The sequence below is a fragment of the Variovorax pasteuri genome, from assembly GCF_051216435.1.
Lineage (GTDB): Bacteria > Pseudomonadota > Gammaproteobacteria > Burkholderiales > Burkholderiaceae_C > Variovorax.
In genome coordinates this window covers 196,085-210,944 of the sequence record NZ_JBPJZS010000006.1, presented here as the reverse complement: position 1 = coordinate 210,944, position 14,860 = coordinate 196,085, and the positions used below count along the sequence as shown (strand labels likewise).

The window sequence follows — 14,860 nt, the reverse complement described above, 5'->3', positions numbered from 1 at the left end:
GTTCCTCAGTAGATTTCGAACAGGCCTGCGGCGCCCATGCCGCCGGCGATGCACATCGTGACCACCGCGTACTTGGCGCCGCGGCGCTTGCCTTCGATGAGCACGTGGCCCGTGAGGCGCGCGCCGGTCATGCCGAAGGGGTGGCCGATGGAGATGGCGCCGCCGTTCACGTTCAGGCGCTCCGACGGAATGCCCAGCTTGTCCTGGCAATAGATCGACTGCGAGGCGAAGGCTTCGTTGAGCTCCCACAGGTCGATGTCTTGCACCTTGAGGCCGTGGCGCGCGAGCAGCTTGGGCACGGCGAACACGGGGCCGATGCCCATTTCGTCGGGCTCGCAGCCGGCCAGCGCGAGGCCGCGGAAGGCGCCCAGCGGCTTGATGTTGGCGCGCTCTGCATCCTTGGCTTCCATCAGCACGCAGGCCGAGGCGCCGTCGGAGAGCTGCGAGGCGTTGCCGGCGGTGATGAACTTGTCCTCGCCCATCACCGGCTTGAGCTTGGCGAGCGCCTCGTAGGTGGTGCCGCGGCGGTTGCAGTTGTCTTCGGTGGCGGTGACTTCGCGGTGGGTGACTTCCTTGGTCTCCTTGTCGGTCACGGCCATGGTGGTGGTGCAGGCGACGATCTCGTCCTTGTAGCGTCCGGCGATCTGCGCCTCTTCGGTCTTGCGCTGGCTCTCGGCGGAGAAGCGGTCCTGCGCCTCGCGGCTGATGTTGTAGCGCTTGGCGACGATGTCGGCGGTGTCGATCATCGCCATGTACAGCTCGGGCTTGTGCTCGACGATCCACGGGTCCAGGCTGAGGTCGCCGCCATCGCCGGGGCTGCGGCCGCGGATCTGCGAGATGCTTTCGACGCCGCCCGCGATCATCGCCGGCGCGCCGTCCACCACGATGCGGCCTGCGGCCATGGCAATCGCCTGCAGGCCCGAGGCGCAGAAGCGGTTCACGGTGGTGCCGGCGATGCTGATCGGCAGGCCCGAACGGATGATGGCCTGGCGCGCGATGTTGCGGCCGGTGGTGCCTTCGGGGTAGCCGCAGCCGAGGATCGCGTCCTCGATGAGCGCGGGGTCGAGGCCCGAGCGCTCGACCGCCGCCTTCACGGCGAAGGACGCCAGCGTGGCGCCGGGGGTGATGTTGAATTCGCCGCGGTGCGCCTTGGTGAGCGGGGTGCGGGCGGTGGAAACGATGACGGCTTCACGCATGGGGTGTCTCCTGGACGGCTGTCTCTGTGATTACTCGGATTGATTGAGGCTGGCGAAATCTGCGCCGCGCTCCACCAGCTGCACCAGCAGCGGCGACGGCTTCCAGAAGATCGGGTCTTCCTTCGCGAACTCGCGGATGTCGGCCAGCACCTTCGGCAGGCCCACGGTGTCGGCGTACTTCATGGGGCCGCCGCGGTGGCGCGGGAAGCCGTAGCCGTACAGGAAGGTCACGTCCACGTCGAGCGGGCGCAGCGCAATGCGCTGGAGCACCACGTTGGCGCCTTCGTTGACCATCGCGGCCATGTAGCGGCGCATGATTTCTTCTTCGGTGAACTGGCGCGGCTTGATGCCCGCGCGTTCGCGTTCGGCGTCGATGATGGCCAGCACCTCGGGGTCGGGTTGGCCGGCGCGGGCGCCTTCGGGGTACAGGTAGTAGCCGCGCTGCGTCTTCTGGCCGAACCAGCCGCGCTCGCAGATGCGGTCGGCAATCTGCACATAGCGCGCCTGCGGGTCGCGCGTGGCGGCCTTGCGCTTGCGCGTGGCCCAGCCGATGTCGCCGCCGGCCAGGTCGGACACCTGGAACGGGCCCATCGGGTAGCCGAAGTTGCGCACGGCCGCGTCGATGTCGTACGGCGAGGCGCCGTCTTCCATCATGTGGTCGGCCGCCTGGCGGTACACGGCCAGGATGCGGTTGCCGATGAAGCCGTCGCACACGCCGGCGCGCACCGGCACCTTCTTCAGCTTCTTCGCGAGTTCGAAGCCCGTGGCGACCACGTCGGCGCTCACCTTGGCGGGCACCACGATCTCCAGCAGCTTCATGATGTTGGCCGGCGAGAAGAAGTGCAGGCCCACCACGTCCTGCGGGCGCGAAACGCTGGCGGCGATCTCGTCGATGTCCAGGTACGAGGTGTTGGTGGCCAGCACCGCGCCTTGCTTGCACACGCGGTCGAGTTCGGCGAACACGGCCTTCTTCACCGCCATGTCCTCGAACACCGCTTCGACCACGATGTCGGCGTCGGCCAGGGCGTCGTAGCTCGTGGAGCCGTTGAAGCGCGCCATCACCGCGGCCTTGGCCTCGGGCGTCATGCGCTCCTTCTTGATGAGGCCGTCGTACACCTTCTCGACGTTGGCGCGGCCATGCGCGAGCTGGGCGTCGTCGCGCTCGATCATGGTCACGGGCATGCCGGCGTCCAGCATGGCCACCGCAATGCCGGCGCCCATGGTGCCGCCGCCGACGATGCCGGCGGACGCCAGCGCGCGGGGCTTGGCCGACCGGGTCTCGGGCGCCTTCAGCACTTCGCGCTCGGCGAAGAAGGCGTGGATCAGGCCGGCGCGCTGCGGGCTGTCGATGCACTGCAGGAACAGCTTGCGTTCCAGCGCCATGCCTTCGTCGAAGGGCAGCGTGAGCGCGCCTTCGACGGCTTCGATGATCTTCATCGGCGAGAACAGGCCGCGGCTCTTCTTGGCGGTGTCGGCGCGCGCGGCTTCGAGGGCGGCGCGGCTGGCTTCCTTGTCGGCGAGGCCGGTGGCTTCGCGCGTGCGGCGCACGGGCGCGTTGGCGGCCACCAGTTCCTGCGCGTAGGCCAGGCCTTCGGCGCGCGCGTCGGCGTCGGTGGCCAGGCGGTCGACGAGGCCCAGCGACAGTGCTTCCTTCGCGCCCGCATGGCGGCCGCTCAACATCAGTTCCAGTGCGGGCTTCACGCCGATCAGGCGCGGCGCGCGCTGCGTGCCGCCCGAGCCGGGCAACAGGCCCAGCGCCACTTCGGGCAGGCCCAGCTTGGCGGTGGGCGAGGCCACGCGGTAGTGGGCCGACAGCGCCACTTCGAGCCCGCCGCCGAGCGCGGCGCCGTGGATGGCGGCGACCACCGGCTTGGTGCAGTTCTCGATCTTCAGGCAGGCCTCGGGCAGCGAAGGCGCTTGCGGCGGCTTGCCGAACTCGCGGATGTCCGCGCCGGCGATGAAGTTGCGGCCGGCGCCGACGATCAGCACCGCCCTCGCGGCGCCGTCGGCCTCGGCCGCGTCGATGGCGGCCACGAGGCCGCGGCGCACGTCCACGCCCAGGGCGTTGACGGGCGGGTTGTCGATGGTCACCACGAACACGTCGCCATGACGCTCGAAGGTGACGGGACCGGAAGACGTGGAAGGGCTGGTATCGGTTGTGGCCATGGTGCTTGTCTCTTGCGTGGCGGGCCCGCACGCGCGTCGCGCGAGGGGTCCGGAGGCTCTGGGGGGTGAACCCCGCATTCTTTGCCCGTAGCGGCGCTTTGACAATTGCATAGCTGGTTGACAGACTGTCAAAGAATTTTTGACACAATCCGGTGCATGGACCTGCAATCGCTCACCCTGCTGGTGGAAATCCTCGATGCGGGCAACCTGAGCGCGGCAGCCCGCCGCCTCAAGATGACCCGCGCCAACGTCAGCTACCACCTGAACCAGCTGGAGCGCTCGGTGGGCGCGCAGCTGGTGCGCCGCACCACCCGGCGCGCCGAACCGACCGAAATCGGCCTGCGCCTGTACCAGCACGGCGTGGCCATCCAGGGCGAGCTGCTGGCCGCGCGCGAATCGGTCACCGAGCTGGGCCAGGGCCTGCAGGGCCGCGTGCGCCTGAGCGTGCCCAGCGGCTACGGGCAGCTGGTGATGGCCGACTGGCTGATCGACTTCAAGCGGCAGTACCCGGGCATCGTGCTCGACGTGGTGTTCGAAAACCGCATCGAAGACCTGCTGCGCGACGAGGTCGACATCGCCATCCGCGTGATTCCCGAGCCGCCGCAGAACCTGGTGGCGCGCGAGATGGGGCCGGTGCGCTACGTGGCGTGCGCCTCGGCCGACTACGCGGCGAAGCACCCGCTGCCCGACCAGCTCGACGCCCTGCAGGGCGCGCCGGTGGTCACGGCCGCCGTCATCGGTCGCCAGCTGCGCGTGTCGGCCTACCAGGGGGAGACGCGGCGCGAGGTGATCCTGGAGCCGACGCTCATTTCGGAGAATTTCCTGTTCCTGCGCCAGGCCATCCTCGCGGGCCTGGGCATCGGCCTGGTGCCCGACTACGTGGTGCAGGACGACGTGCGCCGCGGCGACGTGGTGACCACGCTGGACGACTGGCGCCTTAGCATCTTCGGCACGCAGATGTTCATGCTGTACATGCCGAACCGCCAGCACACGCGGGCGATACGGACCTTCATCGACTTCGTGCTGGAGCGGGTACGCGGGCCGGGGGATGGGCCAGGGGATGGGCTGGGCGAGGTGCCTTAGCCGCTCGGCTACGTGCGCCGGTCGAGGCCCGTGCTCTCGTAGTACCGCGCCTTGTCCACGTACATCGCCCGGTCCGCGCGCTGCAGTGCGGCTTCCAGAGACTCGCCGGCATTGCAGGTCGCCAGCCCGATGGCCAGGCTCAGCGGATGGCCGCTCTGGCCCGCGTGGAACTGGTTGTTCAGCTCCAGCAGCATGAGGATGCGCTCGCGCATCGCGTCGGCGCCGCGCTCGTCGGTCATCGGCAGCAGCACGGCGAACTCGTCGCCGCCCACGCGCGCGGGCCAGGCCGGCGGCGCGACGGCCTTGTCGAGCACCTCGCCCATGCGGCGCAGCATCGAGTCGCCGGCGGCGTGGCCTTCCTGGTCGTTGAGCTGCTTCAGGCCGTTGAGGTCGATGACGACGATCGACACCGGCCACGGGCCCTTGCGCGACAGCCGGTTGAGCTCCTCGGTGTAGTAGGTGCGGTTGCACAGCTGCGTGAGCACGTCGTGCTTGCCGAGGTACTCGAGGTAGGCCTCGGCCTTCTTGCGCGCGGTGATGTCCACCAGCGACACCAGCACCAGGTCCCAGGTGTCGAGCCGGTCGTCCTGCACGGCGAACTGCATGTGGATGTTGAGCGCCTCGCCCGACAGCGAGTAGTTGAGCACCTCGCGGTGCTGCACCGTCTTGCCGTTCCACAGGTCGTGCAACTGCTCCGCGAAAGATTCGCGCATCTCGTCGCGAAAGACGCGCGACAGGCTGCCCAGCAGCGTGGTCAGGTCGGGCGCGCCGAACATGCGCAGGGTTTCCTGGTTCACGTCGATGACGCGGATCTCCTGCATGCAGCGCGTGACGAACTCGGGATGCACCTTGATGAAGGTGGCGAAGTCGGTGATGCCGCGCGCGCGGATGTTGTCCATCAGCGTGCGCACCGCGCTGAAGTCTTCCACCCACAGCGACACCGGCGAGCGGTCGAACAGGCTGCGCGCGTACCTGGCGCTTTCGTCGCGCAGGCGCTGCGCGGCCACGCGCTCGGTGATGTCGTCGAGCGAGACCAGCACGCGGTCCCAGCTGTCTTCATGGCCGGGCAGCACGCGGGCGCGCACGCGCACGTCGAGCCGGCGGCCGTCCAGGGCGTAGTTGACGGTCTCGCTCTCGAAGGTGAGTTCGCCGCGCCACAGCCGGTCGAGCTCGTGCACCACGGTGGCCGACATGTCGCCTCGGAACACGCGGTCGAGCGCGCCGAGCAGGGTTTCCTGGCTGTCGGCCGCAAAGAGCTTCAGCGTGTGCTGGTTGACCCGCAGCACCTTCAACAGCGCCATGCAGTCGCTCACGCGCAGGGGGTCTTCGGCCAGGTAGGCGACCAGGTCGGTGACGCCTTCGGCGCGCCAGCCGTCCAGCTTGCGCTTGAGGTCGCTGTAGTCCTCGACCCAGAGCGAGACGGGCGCCAGGTCGAACATGGCGTCGAGGTCGCCGGCGGAGGGTGGAGCGGTGGAGCCCGTTGAAACCGATGAAGAGGCGGACGCGGCTGCTGGCATGACCATCGATGAAGCTTTCGGAAAAGCGGCAGCAGCCATGGCTGACCGGCGCCGGCGAACGGGAGCCTTAATTATTACCCGCGTGCATAGCTTTGCATTTGACACGCGGCGCCCCGTTGACGCGCCCCCAGCGGGTCTTGCGCAACGACAGCACCGGCGGCATCAGCGGCATCAGCGGCTGTACAGGCCCACCACGCTCTGTCCGCCCAGCGCATGGCCCTTGAGCGCGGCCACCAGCGCGTCGCGCGACAGTCCGGCAGGCAGCGCGCCCGGTGCGAGGTCGGAGGCGACCACGGTCATCACGTAGTGGTGCGGCCGGTCGCCCACCGGCGGGCACATGCCGCGGTACGCGGGCGCGCCGGCCACGTTCGGGCCCATGGTGAAGTTGAAGTTCGAGCCCGCCTGGCCTTCGCCGGCCTTGAGTTCGCCGCGCTCGGCCGCGATGTTGTAGGCCACCCAGTGCGACACGCCCAGGCCGGCCGCGCCGTCCGGGTCGAAGATCAGCACGGCGACCGATTTGGTCTTGGCCGGCAGGTTGCTCCATGCCACGGGCGGCGAGACGTTCTTGCCGCCGCACTCGCCGGCCCCGGCGTGCTCGGCCGGGATCAGGCCGTTGTCGGCGAAGGCGCTGGAGCTGACGCGCATGCCCGTGAAGGCCTTGCCGCCGGCGCCGGTGCCGCCCGACATGCCGGTGCAGCCGGCCATGAGGCCTGCGAGGGCGAGGGCCGCCACTGGCGAGGCGAGGGAGTGAAGCTTGTTGCGCATGGAATCTCCTGTAAAGGTTGTGTTCATCCGGCGTGGCCCAGCCACACGCTGCCGTCCGTCTTCTCGTGCACCGCCAGCGGCGTGAGCCGCGCGCCGCGGCAGGGGCCGCCGACGCACTTGCCGGTGTCGGGCTCGAAGATGGCTCCGTGACGCGCGCACATCAGGAAGCGGCCCGAGCTTTCGAGCACCTGGCCCTCGAAGTCGAGCGGGCCGCCCGCATGCGGGCACTGGTTGAGGTAGGCGTACACCCCGCCGTGCCAGCGCACCGCGAAGGCGGGCACGCCATGGGGAGCGGTGAACTTGCTTGCGAGGCCATCGTCGGGGAGGTTGGCGCAAATCGGGCCGGGGGCGGGTGCCGTGGCGCCGTCATCGGGCGTAGGGGCGGGCGCTGTGGGGTCGTCGGTCATCTGCCAGCGAGGGTAGCCAAGGTTCGGGGGCTGCGCAATGCGCAATGGCCGGCTTACAAATCGCAGCCAGATGACAGGATTTCCGCGGGACGGCCGCGGTTTAAAACTGTATATTCATACAGTACCCGCTTCATCAAGGCCCCCGTGGACATCCAGCGCAAACTCGCCATCCTGGCCGACGCCGCCAAGTACGACGCCTCCTGCGCGTCGAGCGGCTCGCAGCCGCGCGATTCGCTGGGCGGGCGCGGCATCGGCTCCACCGAGGGCGCGGGCATCTGCCACAGCTACGCGCCCGACGGCCGCTGCATCTCGCTGCTGAAGGTGCTGCTGACCAACCACTGCCAGTACGACTGCCTCTATTGCGTCAACCGCGCGTCGAGCAACGTGCCGCGTGCGCGCTTTCGCGTCGAAGAAGTGGTGCAGCTCACGCTGGATTTCTACCGCCGCAACTGCATCGAGGGCTTGTTCCTGTCCAGCGGCATCATCAAGTCGCCCGACCACACCATGGAGCAGGTGGTCGAGGTGGCGCGCGTGCTGCGCGAGGAGCACGACTTTCGCGGCTACATCCACCTGAAGACCATTCCCGACGCCAGCGACGAACTGCTGGCGCGCGCCGGCCGCTATGCCGACCGGCTCAGCATCAACGTCGAGATGCCCACCGCCGAAGGGCTGCAGGCCCTGGCGCCCGAGAAGAACGAAAGCGCCATTCGCCGCTCCATGGCACGGCTGCGCCTGCGCATCGACGACACGCGCGAGGAGGCGCGCCGCGTGGTGCCCATCCGCGCGCTGCCGGGCGCCGCGCCCACCGCCGCCAAGCCGCCGCCTTTCGCGCCCGCAGGCCAGAGCACGCAGATGATCGTGGGCGCCGACGCCACCGACGACCGGCGCATCCTCGCGTCCAGCGCCACGCTGTACGGCGCCTACAAGTTGAAGCGCGTGTACTACTCGGCCTTCAGCCCCATTCCCGATGCGGCCCGCGCGCTGCCGCTGGTGGCACCGCCGCTCATGCGCGAGCACCGGCTCTACCAGGCCGACTGGCTCATGCGCTTCTACGGCTTCGAGCACCAGGAGATCGTGGCCGCGCCCGACGGACTGCTGCGGCTGGACGTCGACCCCAAGCTGGCCTGGGCGCTGGCGCATGCCGAGCGCTTTCCGGTCGACCTGAACCACGCGCCGCGCGAGATGCTGCTGCGCGTGCCCGGGCTGGGCGTGAAGGCGGTCGAGCGGCTGCTGCAGGCGCGGCGCGTGCGCCGGGTGCGCGCCGACGACCTGCGGCGCCTGCACGTGCCGGCGCGCAAGGTGCTGCCGTTCGTGGTGGCCGACGGGCACCGGCCGGCTGCGGGTGCCATGGCGTCGGCTGCGCCTGCGGCCCGGCCGGCGCAAGCGGCAGCGCAGGCTTCGCTGTTCTGAGCAAGGGCTGAAGAAAGGCCGAGGACCAGCACCATGCGCATACGGCTCGAAGACCCGGTCGATCTCGACGCTTTCCGCCGCCATGCGCGGCGCTTGCTGGCCGGCGGCGTGCCGCCCGACCAGGTCGAATGGAGCGACGGCGCGGTGAGCGAAGGCGCGGCCGGTGACCTGTTCGGCGGGGCTGGCGACGAAGGCGATGCGTTCGAGCTGGCACCGTCGCCACCGGCCGCCGGCGCCGTGCGGCACGCGGTGCCCGCGTTCTTCGTCGCGCTGTGTGCCGACGTGATCCTGCACCGCGATCCGCAACGCCTGGCGCTGCTGTACCGGCTGCTCTGGCGCCTGACCCGCGAGCCGGCCCTGCGGCACGACCCGCTGGACGCCGACATGATGCAGGCGCAGCAGATGGCCAAGGCCGTGCACCGCGACATCCACAAGATGCGCGCCTTCGTGCGCTTCACCCGCGTGGCGGACGCGCAAGTGGGCGAGCGCCACGTCGCGTGGTTCGAGCCCGACCACCGCATCGTGGCGGCCAACGCGCCGTTCTTCGCGCGCCGCTTCGCGCAGATGCGCTGGGCCATCCTCACGCCGGATCGCTGCGTCGAATGGAATGGCGAGGCCCTGTCTTTCCGCGACGGCGCCGACCGCCGCGAGAAGCCGCCGCCCGATGCCGGCGAGCAGCTCTGGCTGACCTACTACGCGCACATCTTCAACCCCGCGCGCCTGAAGGTCGCCATGATGCGGCGCGAGATGCCGCGCCGCTATTGGCACAACCTGCCGGAGGCCGCGCTGATCCAGCCGTTGACGGACGCGGCCGCGGCGCGCAGCCAGTCGATGATCGATGCGCCGCCCACGGTGGCCCGGCGCATCCGCGCACCCGTGCCGCTGCACCTGCGGCCGGCCGACGGCGTGGCGCCGGCCAGCCTCGACGAGTTGCGTGCCGCCGCGCATGCGTGCCGCGATTGCCCCATCGGCGCACTCGCCACGCAGGCCGTGTGCGGCGAAGGCCCGCAAGGCGCGCGGCACATGCTCGTCGGCGAGCAGCCCGGCGATCAGGAAGACCTGGCGGGCCGCCCCTTCGTCGGCCCGGCCGGCCAGCTGCTGGACCGCGCCATGGCGCAGCTGGGCTGGGCGCGCGACAGCGTGTACCTGGCCAACGCCGTGAAGCACTTCAAGTACGAGCTGCGCGGCAAGCGCCGCATCCACAAGACCGCGGCGCAGCGCGAGGCGCTGGCCTGCGCGCACTGGCTCGACAGCGAGATCGCGCTGGTGCGACCGCAGGCGCTGGTGGCGTTGGGCGCCACGGCGGCGCGCTCGCTGCTCGGGCGGGCGGTGGCGGTGCAGGCCGAGCGCGGCGCCTGGCTGCATGAGCGCGCGGACGGGCGGCCCGTGTTCGTCACGCTGCACCCGTCGGCGCTGCTGCGGCTGCCCGACGGGGAGCGCGCCGAGGCCTTCGAGCGCTGGCTGGCCGACCTCGCGTTGGCGCGCGGCACGCTTTCTGCTGCAATCGCGGCATGAACGATGCCCTTTCCATCGGCGCCGCGCCGCTCGCCGCGCAGCCGCTGACCGCCCAAGCCTTCGCGCCGTACGGCACCGTCATCGCGGCGCCCGCCACCGACCCCGGCCGGCCGATCAACGGCGGCAACGCCACGCGCTTCGACCTGCTGGCCGACCTGCAGCTCGGCGCCGACGGCGGGCGCCCGATGCTCGCGCTGTTCCGCGCGCAGGCCCGGCGCTTTCCGCATGCCGTCACGGAAATGGAGCGCCATGCCCTCGGCAGCCAGAGCTTCGTGCCGCTGGGCGAGCGCCGCTTCGTCATCGTGGTGGCGCGCGCCGGCGATGCGCCCGTGTCGGCGGGCGAGCTCGCTGCTTTCGTCACCAATGGGCGTCAGGGCGTGGTGCTTGCGCCCGGCACCTGGCATCACGCGCTGCTGGCGGTGGATGCGGGCGACTTCGTGGTGGTGGAGCGTGCGGGTGGCGAGGTCGACTGCGACATCTGCCACCTGGAAGTGCCGGCCGTCATCGAGGGATGATGCTGCCGCAAGCGAGGGTTCGGGGCGGCACTAGCGGCCCCGGTTCAGTTCAGGCTCAGGCTGCCAGGCGCTCGGCCAGCGCAACCAGAGACCGGTCCGACCCCGCCGGCCCCAGCAGCGAGAGGCCCAGCGGCGCGCCGTCGCGCGTCGCCAGCGGCATCGACAGCTGCGGAAAACCGGCCAGCCCCGCAATGCACAGCATCCGGATCGCGCGGTTGCGGTAATCCTCCAGCGAGGCCTCGCTGTCGCTGCGCAGCGGCGCGATGTCGGGCATGGTCGGCATCAGCAGCACGCCGTCGTCGCCGAGCAGCGCGGCCAGGTGGTCGCGGAACGCGGCGCGGAAGCCGCGGGCCGTGACCACCTGCGCGTCGGTCACTTCGCGGGACCACGCGAAGCGCTCGGCCACGCCGGGGCCCAGCGGCGGCGCGTAGCGCTCGATCAGCGGGCCGTCGGTGAGCCAGGCCTCGCGCGACTGCAGGTAGCGAAAGTTCCAGAACATCGTGTCGAAGGACTCGAGCGCCACGGTGGTCCCTTGCGCGGGACCGAACAACGCCTGCGCGCGGTCGGCCACGCCCTGCAGCGCGTTGGCGGCCGCGGGCACGGCCAGCGCCCACACGTCGTCGGGGCGCAGCAGGCGAACCCGCGCGGGAAGGCGGGCCGTGTCGGCGCCCAGCAGCACGTCGGCCACGCGCGCGAAGGTGCCGACGTCGCGCGCGAACCAGCCGCAGGTGTCGAAGCTGGGCGCGAGGTCGAGCGCGCCTTCCAGGCTCACGCGGCCGTGCGTGGGGCGCAGGCCGTACAGGCCGCAGTGGTTGGCCGGTGCGCGCACCGAGCCGCCGGTGTCGGTGCCCAGCGCGAAGTCGCACAGGCCCGACGACACGGCCGAGGCCGAGCCCGACGAGCTGCCGCCGGTGATGCGGTCCTTGGCGGCGCCGTTGAGGGGCGCGCCGAAGTGCGCGTTGTTGCCGTTCATCGAGAACGCGAGTTCGTCGGTCACGGTCTTGCCCGCGAAGCGCGCGCCGGCGTCGAGCAGCTTTTGCACGGTCGGCGCGGTCTGCGTCTTGATGCCCGACATCGCCAGCACGATGGGGTTGCCGCCGCCCGTGGGGTAGCCGGCCACGTCGAACAGGTCCTTGGCGGCAAAGCTCAGGTCGGCCAGCGGGCCGGTCGCGGCGCGCGGCACCGGCGCGTCGGGGTAGGGAACGAAGGCGTGGGCGGGGTCGTGCAGGGGCATGGCGATGAAGGGCGATGGAACGGTGGCTGAAAGGGCCTGGCGCAGCTCAGGCCATTCAGGCAACGAGCACCGGCGCGATGGCCGCCGCCGCATCTGTGTGGATGCAGCGTGCACGGTGATTCTGCGCGAGCTCCACCACCGGCGGTTGCGCGGCGCGGCAGGCGTCGCTGGCGAGCGCGCAGCGCTCGGCGAATGCGCAGCCCGGCGGCAGCGCGGACAGGTCGGGCGGCGCGCCGCCGATGGTCTCCAGCCGCGTGCCGCGCGCCAGTGCGCCGTGCGCGCGGCTCTTGAGCAGCGCAATGGTGTACGGATGCCGCGGCGAGCGGATCAGCTCGCGCGCCGTGCCTTCCTCCACGATGCGCCCCGCGTACATCACGGCGATGCGGTCGGCCACCTCGACGGCGGCGCCGATGTCGTGCGTGACGAAGATCACCGACAGCCCGAGGTCGCGCTGCAGCTCGCGCAGCAGCAGCAGGATCTGGATCTGCACGGTGGCGTCGAGCGCCGTGGTGGGCTCGTCGGCCAGCAGCAGCTGGGGCTTGCAGGCCAGCGCCAGCGCGATCATGGCGCGCTGGCGCATGCCGCCCGACATCTCGTGCGGGTAGGCCTGCAGCCGCCGCTCGGGGCTGGGAATGCGCACGCGTTCGAACAGCGCGAGCGCGCGTTGCTGCGCCTCGGCCGCGCTGACGGATTCATGGCGGCGGATCGACTCGACGATCTGCGCGCCCACCGAGTACACCGGGTCGAGCGCCAGCAGCGGCTCCTGGAAGATCATCGACGCGACCTTGCCGCGAAAGTCGGCCAGCTCGCGCTGCGACATCGCGAGCACGTCGCGCCCGGCCACCTGCACCGTGCCGCCCATGCGCGTGCGGCGCTCGGGGTGCAGGCGCAGCAGGGTGCGCATGGTCACGCTCTTGCCCGAGCCCGATTCGCCGATCAGCGCGACCACTTCGCCGCGCTGCACCTCCAGGCTCACGCCGCTGACGGCATGCACGGGCTTGCGAGCGCCGCTGAAGGTGACGCTGAGCTCGCTCAGGTGCACCATCGGCCCTGTGCCGGCAGCGGCGTCGTTCGTTGCTGTTGCTGTTGCGCTCATGCGGCCTTCCTCTGGAGCGTGGAGGCCATCGGATGGCCGCTGCCCGCCTCGTGGATCAGGCAGCTCACCGCATGCTGCGCACCGGTGGCGATGCGCTCGGGCACCACGCGGCTGCACACCGGCGCGGCGAGCGCGCAGCGCGGATGAAAGCGGCAGCCCGAGGGCGGGTTGATGGGGTTCGGCGGATCGCCCGCGAGCGCCGCCTCTTCGGTGCGGTGGTCGGGGTCCATCGACGGCATGGAGGACAGCAGCGCGCGCGTGTAGGGGTGCGCAGGCGCCTCGTACAGCGCGTCGGACGGGCCGATCTCCGCCACCTGGCCCAGGTACATCACCATGACGCGGTCGCTCACGTAACGCACCACGTTGAGGTCGTGGCTGATGAACACGTAGGTCAGGCCGAACTCGGCCTTCAGGTCGAGCAGCAGGTTGATGACCTGGGCCTCCACGGACTTGTCGAGCGCGGACACGGCTTCGTCGAGGATGACCATGCGCGGCTGCAGCGCCAGCGCGCGCGCGATGTTCACGCGCTGTCGCTGGCCGCCGGACAGTTCGTGCGGATAGCGTTCGGCAAAGCGCTGGGGCGCAAGGCCCACGCGCCCCAGCAGGTCGCGCGCCCGAGCCACCGATTCGCGCCGCGACACGCCGTGCACCTGCGGGCCGAAGGCGATGGAGTCTTCGATGGTGAGGCGCGGGTTGAGCGAGGCGTAGCTGTCCTGGAACACCATCTGCACCTGGCGGCGAAACTCCTTGAGCGGCAGGTCGCGGCTGCCGACCTCGCGCCCGTCGAAGACCACCTCGCCGCGCGTGGGCTCGATGAGCTGCATCAACAGGCGCGCGGTGGTCGACTTGCCGCAGCCCGATTCGCCGACCACGCCGAGCGTTTCGCCCTTGAGCACTTCGAAGTCCACGCCGTCCACGGCGCGCACCACGCCGCCGCCGCGTCCCAGCGGATCTTTCTTCAGCGGGAAGTGCTTGACCAGGCCCGTGACCGTGAGCAGCGGCTGGGCCGGGCCGCCGATGTCTTTCAGTGTGTCCATGGCGTCAGCCCTTGTTGTCCATCGCCGAGCGCAGGCCATCGGACAGGATGTTGAAGGAGATCGAGGTGATGAAGATCATCGCCCCCGGCAGCGCCGCCACCCACGGCTGCACATAGATCGCGGTACGCAGCGTGTTGAGCATCAGGCCCCATTCGGGTTCGGGCGGCTTCACGCCCAGGCCCAGGAACGACAGGCCCGAGGCCAGGATCATCGACACCGCGATCAGGCTCGTGGCATACACGAAGATCGGGCCCAGCACATTGCCCAGCACATGCACCCGCACGATGGTGAAGGGGCTGGCGCCCGAGGCGCGCGCCGCCTCCACGTAGTCGCGCGTGCGCACCTGCGTGGTCACGCTCTCGGCCACGCGCGCGATCTGCGGAATGAACACGATGGTCAGCGAGATCAGCGAATTGACCACCCCCGCGCCCAGCGTGCCCGACAGCGCAATCGCCAGCAGCACCGACGGGAAGGCGTAGAACACGTCGATGGTGCGCATGATCAGCGTGTTGACGATGCCGCCCGCATAGCCCGCGACGATGCCGATCACCGTGCCCAGCACGAAGGCGCACAGCACCGGCGTGATGCCGATGAACAGCGACAGCCGCGCGCCCACGATCAACCGCGAGAGCATGTCGCGGCCCAGCTCGTCGCTGCCCAGGGGCAGGCCCTCGGTGCCGATGGGTTTCAGGCGCTTGAGCATCGACGCCTGGTAGGGGTCGGACGGCGCGAGCCACGGGCCGAACAGCGCCAGTGCGACCATCAGCAGCACCACGACGGCCGCGCCCACGGCCACCGGGTCGCGCCGCAGGCGCAGCCACACCGAGGCCCAGTAGCCGCGCGAGCGCTGCATCGGCAGCGGCTCGGGCGTGGAGGAGGAAGGAGAAGAAGCGAGCACGGTGGACATTGGGTGTGTCTT

The 14,860-nt window shown here is 70.5% G+C and carries 13 protein-coding genes; 4 read left to right on the top strand and 9 right to left on the bottom strand.

Translation table 11 applies throughout. The features are described 5' to 3' along the window. Nucleotides 1-5: 5 nt before the first annotated feature. Together ACSFBM_RS22235 and ACSFBM_RS22230 are read right to left on the bottom strand one after the other, a co-directional pair. Nucleotides 6-1,196 carry an acetyl-CoA C-acyltransferase gene (locus tag ACSFBM_RS22235; protein ID WP_435486303.1) on the bottom strand — a complete coding sequence of 397 codons (1,191 nt, stop codon included), beginning with the start codon at nt 1,194-1,196 and terminating at the stop codon, nt 6-8. A 30-nt stretch (nt 1,197-1,226) separates the two neighbouring features. Next, entirely contained in the window at nt 1,227-3,362 is a 2,136-nt protein-coding gene (locus ACSFBM_RS22230; RefSeq protein WP_435486302.1) for a 3-hydroxyacyl-CoA dehydrogenase NAD-binding domain-containing protein, read from the bottom strand. 156 nt (nt 3,363-3,518) lie between these two features. Here ACSFBM_RS22230 and ACSFBM_RS22225 point away from each other — a divergent pair, with 156 nt between their 5' ends. Then, entirely contained in the window at nt 3,519-4,445 is a 927-nt protein-coding gene (locus ACSFBM_RS22225; protein WP_435486301.1) for a LysR family transcriptional regulator, read from the top strand. Nucleotides 4,446-4,453: 8 nt separating this feature from the next. Here ACSFBM_RS22225 and ACSFBM_RS22220 read toward each other — a convergent pair whose 3' ends face one another. The 3 genes from ACSFBM_RS22220 to ACSFBM_RS22210 form a co-directional block, all read right to left on the bottom strand. After that, complete coding sequence (locus tag ACSFBM_RS22220; RefSeq protein ID WP_435486300.1) at nt 4,454-5,968, bottom strand: sensor domain-containing diguanylate cyclase; 1,515 nt, start codon at nt 5,966-5,968, stop codon at nt 4,454-4,456. 165 nt (nt 5,969-6,133) lie between these two features. Then, nucleotides 6,134-6,727 carry a YbhB/YbcL family Raf kinase inhibitor-like protein gene (locus ACSFBM_RS22215; protein ID WP_435486299.1) on the bottom strand — a complete coding sequence of 198 codons (594 nt, stop codon included), beginning with the start codon at nt 6,725-6,727 and terminating at the stop codon, nt 6,134-6,136. A 23-nt stretch (nt 6,728-6,750) separates the two neighbouring features. Further along, nucleotides 6,751-7,134: a Rieske (2Fe-2S) protein gene (locus ACSFBM_RS22210; RefSeq protein ID WP_435486298.1), complete on the bottom strand. Its 384-nt coding sequence runs from the start codon at nt 7,132-7,134 to the stop codon at nt 6,751-6,753. Between the two features lie 144 nt (nt 7,135-7,278). Here ACSFBM_RS22210 and ACSFBM_RS22205 point away from each other — a divergent pair, with 144 nt between their 5' ends. The 3 genes from ACSFBM_RS22205 to ACSFBM_RS22195 are packed head-to-tail and all read left to right on the top strand — an operon-like array spanning nt 7,279 to nt 10,574. Beyond that, complete coding sequence (locus ACSFBM_RS22205; RefSeq protein ID WP_435486297.1) at nt 7,279-8,544, top strand: putative DNA modification/repair radical SAM protein; 1,266 nt, start codon at nt 7,279-7,281, stop codon at nt 8,542-8,544. A gap of 33 nt (nt 8,545-8,577) precedes the next feature. Continuing rightward, entirely contained in the window at nt 8,578-10,059 is a 1,482-nt protein-coding gene (locus ACSFBM_RS22200) for a UdgX family uracil-DNA binding protein (protein WP_435486296.1), read from the top strand. Then, on the top strand, nt 10,056-10,574 hold the full coding sequence (locus ACSFBM_RS22195) for an ureidoglycolate lyase (RefSeq protein ID WP_435486295.1): 519 nt from the start codon (nt 10,056-10,058) through the stop codon (nt 10,572-10,574). The genes ACSFBM_RS22200 and ACSFBM_RS22195 overlap by 4 nt, the downstream gene beginning before the upstream one ends. A gap of 55 nt (nt 10,575-10,629) precedes the next feature. Here ACSFBM_RS22195 and ACSFBM_RS22190 read toward each other — a convergent pair whose 3' ends face one another. From ACSFBM_RS22190 to ACSFBM_RS22175, 4 genes are read right to left on the bottom strand one after another with little or no spacing between them, the layout of a single operon-like run. Beyond that, nucleotides 10,630-11,808, bottom strand: a complete 1,179-nt coding sequence (locus ACSFBM_RS22190) for an amidase (RefSeq protein ID WP_435486294.1) — start codon at nt 11,806-11,808, stop codon at nt 10,630-10,632. Nucleotides 11,809-11,863: 55 nt separating this feature from the next. Further along, entirely contained in the window at nt 11,864-12,904 is a 1,041-nt protein-coding gene (locus ACSFBM_RS22185; protein ID WP_435486293.1) for an ABC transporter ATP-binding protein, read from the bottom strand. Next, nucleotides 12,901-13,941, bottom strand: coding sequence for an ABC transporter ATP-binding protein (locus ACSFBM_RS22180; RefSeq protein ID WP_435486292.1), 1,041 nt, complete (start codon nt 13,939-13,941; stop codon nt 12,901-12,903). Before ACSFBM_RS22180 ends, ACSFBM_RS22185 begins: the two co-directional genes overlap by 4 nt. A 4-nt stretch (nt 13,942-13,945) precedes the next feature. Further along, nucleotides 13,946-14,848, bottom strand: coding sequence for an ABC transporter permease (locus ACSFBM_RS22175; RefSeq protein WP_435486291.1), 903 nt, complete (start codon nt 14,846-14,848; stop codon nt 13,946-13,948). Nucleotides 14,849-14,860 lie beyond the last annotated feature (12 nt).

Coding starts and splice junctions, on each gene's coding strand:
- ACSFBM_RS22235 (WP_435486303.1), bottom strand. CDS start 1,196: ATGCGTGAAGCCGTCATCGTTTCCACCGCCCGCACCCCGCTCACCAAG.
- ACSFBM_RS22230 (WP_435486302.1), bottom strand. CDS start 3,362: ATGGCCACAACCGATACCAGCCCTTCCACGTCTTCCGGTCCCGTCACC.
- ACSFBM_RS22225 (WP_435486301.1), top strand. CDS start 3,519: ATGGACCTGCAATCGCTCACCCTGCTGGTGGAAATCCTCGATGCGGGC.
- ACSFBM_RS22220 (WP_435486300.1), bottom strand. CDS start 5,968: ATGGTCATGCCAGCAGCCGCGTCCGCCTCTTCATCGGTTTCAACGGGC.
- ACSFBM_RS22215 (WP_435486299.1), bottom strand. CDS start 6,727: ATGCGCAACAAGCTTCACTCCCTCGCCTCGCCAGTGGCGGCCCTCGCC.
- ACSFBM_RS22210 (WP_435486298.1), bottom strand. CDS start 7,134: ATGACCGACGACCCCACAGCGCCCGCCCCTACGCCCGATGACGGCGCC.
- ACSFBM_RS22200 (WP_435486296.1), top strand. CDS start 8,578: ATGCGCATACGGCTCGAAGACCCGGTCGATCTCGACGCTTTCCGCCGC.
- ACSFBM_RS22195 (WP_435486295.1), top strand. CDS start 10,056: ATGAACGATGCCCTTTCCATCGGCGCCGCGCCGCTCGCCGCGCAGCCG.
- ACSFBM_RS22190 (WP_435486294.1), bottom strand. CDS start 11,808: ATGCCCCTGCACGACCCCGCCCACGCCTTCGTTCCCTACCCCGACGCG.
- ACSFBM_RS22185 (WP_435486293.1), bottom strand. CDS start 12,904: ATGAGCGCAACAGCAACAGCAACGAACGACGCCGCTGCCGGCACAGGG.
- ACSFBM_RS22180 (WP_435486292.1), bottom strand. CDS start 13,941: ATGGACACACTGAAAGACATCGGCGGCCCGGCCCAGCCGCTGCTCACG.
- ACSFBM_RS22175 (WP_435486291.1), bottom strand. CDS start 14,848: ATGTCCACCGTGCTCGCTTCTTCTCCTTCCTCCTCCACGCCCGAGCCG.